This window comes from Psychrobacter sp. P11F6 (genome assembly GCF_001435295.1).
Taxonomy (GTDB): Bacteria; Pseudomonadota; Gammaproteobacteria; order Pseudomonadales; family Moraxellaceae; genus Psychrobacter.
Window position 1 is genome coordinate 1280112 of sequence record NZ_CM003594.1, and the last position, 10857, is coordinate 1290968.

At 42.0% G+C, this 10857-nt stretch carries 11 protein-coding genes; 5 read left to right on the forward strand and 6 right to left on the reverse strand.

The genetic code is table 11. The features are described from left to right. Window positions 1-48 precede the first annotated feature (48 nt). Together cobS and AK822_RS05335 are read left to right on the forward strand one after the other, a co-directional pair. Window positions 49-816 (forward strand): adenosylcobinamide-GDP ribazoletransferase, encoded by a 768-nt coding sequence (gene cobS, locus AK822_RS05330; RefSeq protein WP_228139067.1) that lies wholly within the window; start codon window positions 49-51, stop codon window positions 814-816. Window positions 817-847: 31 nt separating this feature from the next. Beyond that, window positions 848-1399 (forward strand): histidine phosphatase family protein, encoded by a 552-nt coding sequence (locus AK822_RS05335; RefSeq protein WP_060490832.1) that lies wholly within the window; start codon window positions 848-850, stop codon window positions 1397-1399. 77 nt (window positions 1400-1476) lie between these two features. Here the strand turns inward: AK822_RS05335 and AK822_RS05340 are convergent, their stop codons facing one another. From AK822_RS05340 to ppsA, 6 genes are all read right to left on the reverse strand, one after another. Then, window positions 1477-1725: a hypothetical protein gene (locus AK822_RS05340; protein WP_045446900.1), complete on the reverse strand. Its 249-nt coding sequence runs from the start codon at window positions 1723-1725 to the stop codon at window positions 1477-1479. 270 nt (window positions 1726-1995) lie between these two features. After that, window positions 1996-2505, reverse strand: coding sequence for a 50S ribosomal protein L9 (rplI, locus tag AK822_RS05345; RefSeq protein WP_045446903.1), 510 nt, complete (start codon window positions 2503-2505; stop codon window positions 1996-1998). A gap of 26 nt (window positions 2506-2531) precedes the next feature. Continuing rightward, entirely contained in the window at window positions 2532-2762 is a 231-nt protein-coding gene (gene rpsR, locus AK822_RS05350) for a 30S ribosomal protein S18 (protein WP_010198808.1), read from the reverse strand. A gap of 16 nt (window positions 2763-2778) precedes the next feature. Continuing rightward, entirely contained in the window at window positions 2779-3183 is a 405-nt protein-coding gene (gene rpsF, locus AK822_RS05355) for a 30S ribosomal protein S6 (RefSeq protein ID WP_045446907.1), read from the reverse strand. 281 nt (window positions 3184-3464) lie between these two features. Then, window positions 3465-4460, reverse strand: coding sequence for an RDD family protein (locus tag AK822_RS05360; protein ID WP_060490833.1), 996 nt, complete (start codon window positions 4458-4460; stop codon window positions 3465-3467). Between the two features lie 129 nt (window positions 4461-4589). Continuing rightward, the gene (ppsA, locus tag AK822_RS05365) at window positions 4590-6974 is read right to left on the reverse strand and encodes a phosphoenolpyruvate synthase (protein WP_045452104.1); all 2385 of its coding nucleotides are present in this window, start codon (window positions 6972-6974) and stop codon (window positions 4590-4592) included. A gap of 594 nt (window positions 6975-7568) precedes the next feature. Between ppsA and AK822_RS05370 the strand changes: the two genes are divergently transcribed. From AK822_RS05370 to sthA, 3 genes are all read left to right on the forward strand, one after another. Continuing rightward, a complete protein-coding gene (locus AK822_RS05370; RefSeq protein ID WP_045446910.1) occupies window positions 7569-8465 on the forward strand; it encodes a posphoenolpyruvate synthetase regulatory kinase/phosphorylase PpsR in 897 nt (298 codons plus the stop codon). A gap of 136 nt (window positions 8466-8601) precedes the next feature. Beyond that, window positions 8602-9006 (forward strand): DUF4377 domain-containing protein, encoded by a 405-nt coding sequence (locus tag AK822_RS05375; RefSeq protein WP_060490834.1) that lies wholly within the window; start codon window positions 8602-8604, stop codon window positions 9004-9006. Between the two features lie 81 nt (window positions 9007-9087). Then, window positions 9088-10737 carry a Si-specific NAD(P)(+) transhydrogenase gene (gene sthA, locus AK822_RS05380; RefSeq protein WP_045452107.1) on the forward strand — a complete coding sequence of 550 codons (1650 nt, stop codon included), beginning with the start codon at window positions 9088-9090 and terminating at the stop codon, window positions 10735-10737. Window positions 10738-10857 lie beyond the last annotated feature (120 nt).

A 10857-nucleotide genomic window follows, 5' to 3' on the forward strand; every position in this document is an offset into this window, starting at 1 on the left:
AGACGAAATCTTACTCAATTTATAAAGCATGAATGGATATTGTTACTGGTGGCCGTTCAATTTTTAACGAGATTATCAGTACCACCATTTAAGCATTATGATCCGCAATGGTTGCATCAGAGCAGTCGCCATTTCCCCGCAGTCGGTTTACTGGTGGGCTTACTCTGTGCTGGCATGTTTTGGCTGGGCAGTCTGTTATTTACGCCCCTAGTTGCTGCAGTGTTGAGCACAGCTTTTGGAATTAAACTCACTGGCGCTTTTCATGAAGATGGTCTTGCGGATAGCTGTGACGGTCTCGGCGGTGGTCTGACTCGCGAGCGCACACTGACTATTATGAAAGACTCGCGCCTAGGTACTTATGGTGTATTAGGTTTGGTGTCGGCGCTATTACTCAAAATTAGCTTACTTGCCTCGATGCCCATACCGATAGCTGTCATCGCGCTTATCATAGGACATACCGCGTCGCGTTTACTTTGCATTAGCCTGCTGTCTTTACTGCCTTATGGTGGAGAGATAGAACACGCAAAAGCCAAACCGATGGCGCAGCAGTTGACGCCAATACAAGGGCTATATAGCAGTGGCTGGCTAATATTGGCTATTATTTTAGTCGCACTTATATTCCCCAATACGATGCAGCAGATTGGGCTTGCTCAATGGTTGTTAGCCATGATATTGGCGCTGATAGCCACTGATTACATGCGACGTTTATTACGCAGGCGCTTGGATGGTTACACGGGCGATGGGCTCGGCGCGACGCAGCAGCTTAGTGAAATTGCTATTTATATCGGACTGGCTGCTTCTATACCCTTTATTTAAATCAAATCGTCAACAAGGACAATACTCATTCATGATTCTCTATATTTGGCGTCATCCCAAACCGATGAATACTGAAGGAATTTGTATTGGACAAACTGATGTCGGCGTCGATAAACGTAAGTTGAAACGTCTTGCCAATAAAATCGAGCGCTTTGTGCGTTTGCATCAATTGCCAAAAACAATTTGGGTCAGCCCCTTACAACGTTCACTAAAAGTCGGGCAAATATTAGCGCAACGTGGTTTTGAGTGTCGAGTCGCACCTGAATTGGCTGAGATTAATTTTGGCGAATGGGATGGATGTCGGTGGGCGCAAATCACCAAGCAAGAGATTGATGAGTGGTGTCATAATTTTGCCCATTTTGCCCCCAGTCATGGAGAGAGCTTACAGCAGCTATTTGAGCGTGTCGGAGGTTGGTTGGTTAAAGTTTCAGCTGAACAAAAAGATAGCCCAGTATTAGTCATCGGTCATGCAGGCTGGATAAATGCGGCCAAGATAATAGCTGCTGACCAAGAAGTGCCGAAAACAGCCGCTGAGTGGCCGCGCTCTGTAGCATATCTATCCTGTAATCGTATTGATATTTAATTAAAAAAACGGCCATTATGTTGACCGTTCTTAAATTTTGAATGCTTTTGAGTGCTTTTGAATAATTTAGGAGGTTGCTAGCTTTCAGCTTGTAGCTCATCGATTTTTTCAAAATAGGCTCTCTCGTTTTCTGCTAACCCTAGGTTAGAATCAAAGCTCACATAAATGCCTCTAACATCCAGTGTTGCGTACCAATGGTCTGCATCATTATCGGTTAGGATTTGAAAGTATTTATTATTAACGATTCTACCTACCTTATAAATTTCACCTTCGCTATAAAAGTGATTGCCTTGGGTGCAGCGTAATTTGTCGTCAGTATTTATCATGTCATTGCAGCCTATCATTATCTAAATAAAATCTATCAATTAAATACAACGAGCATATCAACTCAGGTGACAATAATAAAGATGACTTTATAGGTAGTATCTTATTGTTAAGTATAGGCTTTCCAAGCTATTTATTACAAATAGTTGCTAGAATATATCACTGTTCAAGATACCTGATAAAATCTTAAATTAAACGCGATAGCAAAACGCAAAAAAGCCAGCAACATGACGTTACTGGCTTTTTTAGACTAGATCTAGATATTCAAAAAATTACTCTTCTGAATAATCTTCGTTCTCGTCTTCAACTTCTGTTGCTGACTCTTCGTTGTCGCCATCTTCAGAAAGAATGGTAACTAGAATAGTAGCGGTAACGTCATGATGTAGCTGAATATCAACATTGTATTCGCCAACTTGACGTAAAGTGCCTTCAGGAAGCTTGATTTCAGCACGGTCTACTTCTAGACCTGAGTTAGTCAATGCTTCAGCGATATCGCGTGTACCGATAGAGCCGAATAGCTTGCCTTCGTCGCCTGATTTAGCACGCATGATGACATTAACGTCAGTTAGCGCATCAGCACGTTCTTGAGCAACAGCTACTTCTTTCGCTTCTTCAGCTTCAAGCTCGGCACGACGTGCTTCGAACTTTTCAATGTTAGCTGCAGTAGCAGGTAGTGCTTTACCCAAAGGGATAAGAAAGTTACGTCCGTAACCTGGTTTCACATCGACAGTTTCACCGAGTTTACCAAGGTTGACGATACGCTGTAACAAAATAATTTGCATGAGTCATTCCTAGTTAAAATTAACGGTTAACCCTGATGGTTATCAGTGTATGGAAGTAGCGATAAATAACGAGCTTGCTTGATAGCAGTAGCTAGTTGACGCTGATATTTAGTAGATGTACCGGTAATGCGGCTTGGTACGATTTTACCATTATCACTGATGTACTGTTTTAGCAATTCAACATCTTTATAATCGATGTGAGTGATGCCTTCAGCAGTGAAACGGCAGAATTTGCGACGGCGATAGAAACGTGCCATGAGTATTCTCCTTTAATTAGTCTTCACTGTTGTCGTTGTCGTCATTATCGTTTTCACGACTGTCTGGACGACGAGTAGTTGCTTTGCGTGCGCGTTTTTCATCGGCATTCTTGGCTAACTGCGACTCTTCAGTGACAGCGTCGTCACGGCGCATAACTAGACTACGAATGATCGCGTCGTTATAACGGAATAATTCTTCAAGTTCAGCTAAAGTTTCACCGTCAGTTTCAATGTTGAAAAGAACGTAGTGAGCTTTGTGAATCTTGTTGATTGGATATGCCAATTGACGGCGGCCCCAATCTTCTAAACGATGGATAACACCGTTGTTGTCTTGAACTAACTTGATATAGCGCTCAACCATGCCGACCACTTGGTCGCTTTGGTCTGGGTGTACAAGTAACACCAGTTCGTAATGTCGCATTATGACTCCTTACGGATTAGTAGCTATTAACCCTATGTTAATAGCAAGGAGATTTATAAGGTAAGCCCGATTTCTAGCTATTATTATGAATAAATAATAAGAAATAAGCTTAGTTTATAAAGCGCCGTATTATAACAGTACTTAGCAACTAACACAAAGGTTAATCACTGAGCCACCGTTAATAAATTATAACAATAATTAAAAATGCTTGGTTAATAAAAAAGCAGCGATATCACGCTGCTTTTTTATCAAAACAATAAGATGGATTGTTAATAAACAAGCTATTTTATTTTTGGTTCTTTCACTAACTGACTGCTATCTGCTTTTACCACCAAAGTTTTGGCCAATTTGTCATGCCAGCCGATATTTTCAGGGCTTTTTGATGCCATGTAATAATGAATAGCAATAATCACGAACCCTAAGAAGCTGGTAAACGAAAACAATAAGTTATAAATAATAAACAATAACAAAGTACGCACACCAATAAGCTTGGTAAAAGAGGGCAACCGATGGGTGGTTTGATCCACCACGCGAATACCCGTAATCAGCTTACCGAGTGACTGACCACGCAGTGTGATAAATACCAATTGCAGCGCAAACAAGCCAAATACCATGACTTGCGACATCATCAATGTGCTACTAGGAAGACTCTCCATCAGTGTCATTGAATACTGATAAGCCGCATCCATATCTTGGATATTTTGGAATTTGGTATAATCCACATCCATTTTGGTCAATGCCATCACTAGCGGAAAAATAGCCAGTAGATAGAGTAGTCCATTGATGGCTGTTGCTAATACTCGCGACATAATCGGTGCAAGTACCACATTGCCGACGACTTTGTCTTTACTAGACGCAGCCTTATTGCTATTAGACTTGTTTAGTGACACATTATTGTGCGGTGTTTGCTGACGATTGGTAGTCATGTCAGCTTTCACACTTTTATCCGTGTCTTTCGGACGTTCAGGCTTGCCATACAATCTATCTAATGAAACTGATTTGCTATCCGAGCTATTGCTAGCGTTGTCTTCAGGAAAAACAGTTACATTATTGATAATAGAGTCATTAACTTGAGGCTTGCCAAGGTTGGTAGGTCGATAAACCGTTTGATTATTGGTCAAGTTACCGACACGCTGCCATTGGTCTAAGCCTTCATGCCACATCAAATCATCCAGCAGTACTTCACCAGATGCCAACATGATATTCAGCTGCTCCAAATTGTAAGGACCAGCTTGTACGTTATTTCGAGCAAGGAAAATCTGCATAATTGCCTGCATAGTTAGTCATATCTTAAGTCACTATATATGATACATAATATTAGGGTCTATTTAATATTTTTCAAATAGACCCTAATCATTGTTTCTTTAATGACTGTGTGAATTACTGCTGTGACTGAACGTTAGGGCTTACTTCGCTTCTTCACCAGCTAAGAAGAACCAAGTATCTAGTACAGAATCAGGGTTCAACGACACTGAGCTGATACCTTGTTCCATCAGCCAGAACGCAAGATCTGGATGGTCTGATGGACCCTGACCACAGATGCCGACATATTTGTTTGCTTTACGGCACGCATCAATCGCCATGGTCAATAGTTTCTTAACCGCAGGATCACGCTCATCAAATAGATGTGAGACGATACCTGAGTCACGGTCAAGACCAAGTGTCAACTGAGTCAAGTCGTTAGAGCCGATTGAGAAACCATCGAAGTGCTCTAGGAATTCATCTGCCAATAGGGCGTTGGTTGGTAACTCACACATCATGATAACGCGTAAACCGTTTTCGCCACGTTTTAGACCGTTTTTCTCAAGTAATTCGATGACTTCTTTGGCTTCACCAACGGTACGAACGAATGGAATCATAATCTCGACATTGGTCAAGCCCATCTCATCACGTACGCGTTTTAATGCTTTACACTCAAGCTCAAAGCAGTCACGGAAATTATCAGACACATAACGACTGGCACCGCGGAAACCAAGCATTGGGTTTTCTTCTGATGGCTCGTATAATTTACCACCAAGCAAGTTAGCATATTCGTTCGATTTAAAATCTGACATACGAACAATAACTGGCTGATCCATAAAGGCAACGGCTAGCGTTGAGATACCTTCGACCAACTTATCCACGTAGAAGTCAACCGGTGAGGCATAACCAGCGATACGTTCTTGGATGGCTTGTGCAATTTCGCGTGGCAAGCTGTTCATGTTCAGTAGTGCTTTTGGATGCACGCCAATCATACGGTTGATGATGAACTCAAGACGGGCAAGACCAATACCTTCGTTTGGCATTTGCGTGAATGAGAAGGCACGATCTGGATTACCAACGTTCATCATTACTTTGAATGCAAGCTCTGGCATAGACTCTACAGAGTTGGTCTGTACTTCAAAATCAATTTGGCTTTCATAAATGAAGCCAGTATCACCTTCGGCACAAGAAGCAGTGACGTCTTGACCATCAACCAATAGCTCAGTCGCATTACCACAACCAACGATGGCTGGAACACCTAGCTCACGCGCGATGATAGCCGCGTGACAGGTACGACCACCACGGTTAGTGATGATAGCAGAAGCGCGCTTCATGACTGGTTCCCAATCCGGATCAGTCATGTCTGATACCAGTACGTCGCCTTCTTGTACTTTGTCCATCTCGTTTAGGTTGCTAACGATACGCACTTTACCTGAACCGATACGTTGACCGATTGAACGACCTTCACACAATACTTTTGCGTTGGTGGTGTCAATGATATAACGCTCCATGACATTGCTGTCTTGGCGGCTCTTAACCGTTTCAGGACGCGCCTGAACGATAAAGATTTCATTGGTATCGCCGTCTTTTGCCCATTCGATGTCCATTGCTTGACCGTAATGCTTTTCGATTGTTACGGCTTGTTTAGCAAGAGAGGTTAGCTCTTCAGTCGATAATGAGAACTGCATACGATCTTGTTTTTCAACATCGACAGTTTTTACTGATTTAGTGGTGCTACCTTCATCACCGTAAATCATTTTCTTATGCTTGCTGCCTAGGTTACGGCGGATGACCGATGGTTTGCCATTGGCTAGCAATTGCTTAGAAATATAGAATTCATCTGGGTTAACCGCGCCCTGTACAACCATTTCACCTAGACCATAGCTTGACGTGATGAATACCACTTGATCAAAACCGCTTTCGGTATCTAGCGTGAACATCACACCCGCCGCGCCAGTTTCTGAGCGAACCATACGCTGTACAGCAGCAGATAAGGCAACGCCTTCATGCTCAAAACCTTTATGGACACGATAAGAGATGGCACGATCGTTATAAAGAGATGCAAATACTTCTTTAATTGCAATTAGGACGTTATCAATGCCGCGAATGTTTAGAAATGTCTCTTGCTGACCCGCAAATGAGGCATCTGGCAAATCTTCGGCAGTCGCAGAAGAACGGACAGCAACCGCGATGTCTTCGCCGCCGCTCATCGTTTCAAACGATTGACGTACTTCTTGCTCAAGATCACTTGGCAGCTCTTGCTCAATAATCCAAGTACGAATCTTTTTACCCGTTTCTGCAAGTTTTTTGACATCATCAACATCTAGCGTTTTTAGTTCGCTGTTGATTTTGTCAAGCAGGCCAGTTTCATTCAAAAAGCGGTTAAATGCATTTGACGTGGTGGCAAAGCCGCCTGGTACACTAACACCCAAATCAGACAAATGGCTGATCATTTCACCTAATGAGGCGTTCTTGCCGCCGACCATTTCAATGTCGTCTTTTCCTAGCTGATCAAGATTGATTACAAGTGCTGTAGATTGCGCTGCCATGATAACTCCAGAAAATAAGGTTATTTAGTAAAGATTATAACGGTGAATTATACCGCTATATTTGGAGAATTTCGAGGGGTTGAACCAATATTTTTGTCAAAAAGATACAAATTGTGGGCTTTGCTACATAATTAGTAGAAGGTTATTCATTTTTCTATTTTTGAGATGACGTAAAAATGCGAGTAAAGATCACTCTAATTATCAAGATATGTTTATAAATCGGTTGATAAATAGAGGGTTTAAAATAAATAACAGAAGAACTTTAGGATATTCTTATAATATCTGCCGTTATATATAGCAGGTAATGCTGCGCTAGTATGAGTAACCAGTCAGCACAATAATGGTTATTAATCGGCATGATAAGATTAAGGACACTGTGGCTTTCTAAGTGTACGCCTGTAACATTGATTTCTATTAGGCCGCTATTATGCGTATAATGTAGAGCATCAATAGTAGCGGTTTATCCTGATATAAATGTGCAATATTAGCGCTTATACAAAACGAAAATTACGTCTGAAAATCAAGTCTAAAGCCGATCAAAAATAAAAGCCAAATGAAGATTACCATTGTGTTTTCAATCGAGGTGCCAACGTTATGTACTCAAGTAATCCAGCTGAACAACTGAATCCCACTATTCAAAATCGCAACGCACTAAACTTAGACAGCTCTCAAGCCGTTCGAACCGCGTTTTTTATCTCAGATGGCACAGCAATTACCGCGGAGACACTTGGCCGCGCTATCTTGAGTCAGTTTGCTTCAGTACCTTTTGAAACACGAGTGTTGCCATATGTCGATAGCTTAGAGCGTGCAGAGGACGCTGTTGAGCAAATCAACATGGCGTATCAACGAGATGGCTTATTGCCATTAGTCTTTGATACGATTGTTAACCCTGATATTCGTGAAAAGATTAATTCTGCCCAAAGCTGTAACTTGGATATGTATGAGGGTTTGATAGGTCGCGTCGCTGAAGAAACGGGTGTGGAGCCTGACGGACATTCGGGTCATGCACACGACGATGTGGATTCTGAGACTTATAAAGAACGTATCGACGCGGTGCATTTCGCTTTAGACAATGATGATGGTGCGCGTACGCGTCATTATGATGCGGCCGATATTATTTTGGTGGGCGTATCACGTTCAGGCAAAACACCGACTTCTTTATACTTAGCCTTACAGTTCGGTATTCGAGCAGCAAATTATCCTTTGACCGAAGATGACTTGTACGATAATCAATTACCAAAAGCATTGCGCGAGCACAAAGACAAGCTGTTCGGTCTATTGATCGATACTGATCGCTTGGTGAAAATCCGTCAAGAGCGCCGTGCGGGTAGTCGTTATTCGAGCTATCAGCAATGTCAGCAAGAGCAGCGGGCAATACAAGGGATTTATATCACGCATGGTATTCCAAGCCTTGATGTCTCTGAGATGTCCGTTGAAGAAATCGCTACGCGCATCTTGCAGATGACGGGTCTCAAACGCCGTATCGGCTAATAAAATATGAGCTATCAATGAATTGCTTGAATCAATTAATTATTTAGCAATAACGATTGCTCAAAAAAGAACCATTATTTAAAGCATCACTATTAATAATCATTTAATACCATCTCATTATCACATAGAGAATATTATGAGTTCATCTTATAAGTCTAGCAAGACCCCTTTATTATTGGCCAGCTTGCTGAGTGCGGTCAGTTTACTGAGTGCTTGCCAAACGTCACCTTTTTCACGTGAGCCAGTGCCTGAGCCACGTTATATCCCAACCATTGTATTGGGTGAAGCGCAAACGCTAACAATTATGCCCAATCGTGTGGCCTGCGCCTCAGCATTACCGATGCAGTGTTTACTGGCCAAATCAAGCAAAGATGGCAGTGTGTTTCAGGTACCTTATGATTGGATTGATGACTTTAAACCAAGCCTTGGCACAGAATATGTGATAAGTGCGCGTCCGCAGATTGACGAGGGACAGAAAAGCGCGACTGGGCATTGGACACTACAAAATATTGTGTCACAACGTATAGTGGGCACGCCTTAGTCGTGTGATTTTGACTCAAGCAATTATTGATTCATACACAGTCTAAAAATCAAATAAATAAGTAAATGTAAAGAGGACACGATGGGAACTAAAAAACCAAGCGACGCGACCAATGATATTGGTAAAGACATTCATACCGAAGTATCGAATAAAGAAAGCGGTCGCGTGCCGAATCCTGAACATACTGAAGGCAAAAATAAAAAACAAAATATTGAACAAACCCATGAGCAGGTCACTGATGATGTCATGCACCATCCTGATCTTATTAATCCGCTCGATGATACGCGAATCGATATCAAGTCTGGTTATACAAAAGATTCACGTCGCTTAAAAGGCGATAACCACGAGTATGAGTATGATGCGGTCGTTTTAGGAGCAGGTCCTGCTGGCGAAGCGGCGGCTATGAAACTGACTAAATCTGGCAAAAAAGTGGTGGTCATTGATCCACGTGATCAGGTAGGTGGTAACTCTACCCATGTGGGTACAATTCCAAGTAAAGCACTGCGCCAATCGGTATTCAACCTCATTAACTTTCGCCGTGATCCTATGTTTACCAAGGCGATGGAGTACAAGCAAGTTCCTCTAAATAGAGTGCTTGCCAATGCGCGAAAAGTCATTCGCAATCAGGTTAGTACGCACACCCGATTCTATGAACGCAATCGCATTGAAGTGATTCAAGGTTGGGCAAGTTTTATTGATGCTCATACTTTGCGTGTTGAAACCGATGACAATGTCTTTGAAACCATTACCTTTAATAAAGCCATCGTAACGGTTGGTAGTCGTCCTTATCGCCCTGAAATTTTAGACTTTAACCATCCGCGCGTTTTTGATTCTGATAAAATTTTGCAAATGGATTATGTGGTCAAAAAAATTATCATCTATGGTGCGGGCGTGATCGGTTGTGAATATGCCTCTATCTTTACGGGTCTTGGTTATAAGGTTGATTTGATTAATAACCAAAATCAATTGCTCAGTTATCTCGATAGCGAGATTAGCGATGCTATCGCGCATGACTTTAGACAATTTGGCGTATTGATTCGTAGTAATGAAGAGATTGATCATCTTGAAACGCATGACGATTATGTCGTCTTGCATCTAAAGAGTGGTAAGCGCATCAAATCTGATGCCATTCTTTGGTCAAATGGTCGCTCAGGTAATACGGAAGGTTTAAACTTAGAAGCGATTGGTCTAAAAGCAAACAGCCGTGGTCAATTAAAAGTTGATGATACCTATTGCACCGAAATCGAAAATATCTATGCGGCAGGCGATGTGATTGGTTGGCCATCTTTGGCTTCTGCCGCTTATGACCAAGGACGCTGTGCGGCGGCCTTTATGGTCGGTGATAGTGATGCGGAACCAGTGTCAAGCGTGCCAACTGGTATCTATACGATTCCTGAAATTTCTTGTATCGGTAAAACTGAGCAAGAGCTAACCGACGAAAAAGTCCCATACGAAGTGGGTCAAGCATTCTTCAAGCATTTGGCACGTGCACAAATCATTGGTGAACGCTCAGGCGTACTAAAGATTTTGTTTCATCGTGATACGTTGGAGATTTTAGGAATCCATTGCTACGGTAACCATGCATCAGAGATTATTCATATTGGACAAGCCGTGATGAAGTGTAAGAGTAATAATACACTTGAGTACTTTGTGAATACTACTTTTAACTATCCAACGATGGCAGAAGCGTATCGTGTGGCGGCACTAAATGGTCTTAATCGTGTTTTTTAAGTGATAGAATATTAAAACGTTATAAATAGAAAAGCGCCTGCTATATTAGCAGGCGCTTTTTTTAATTCAGGATTATTGATTTGGCTTTTATTGATGGCAGTCGCTAATGACATGCAATCG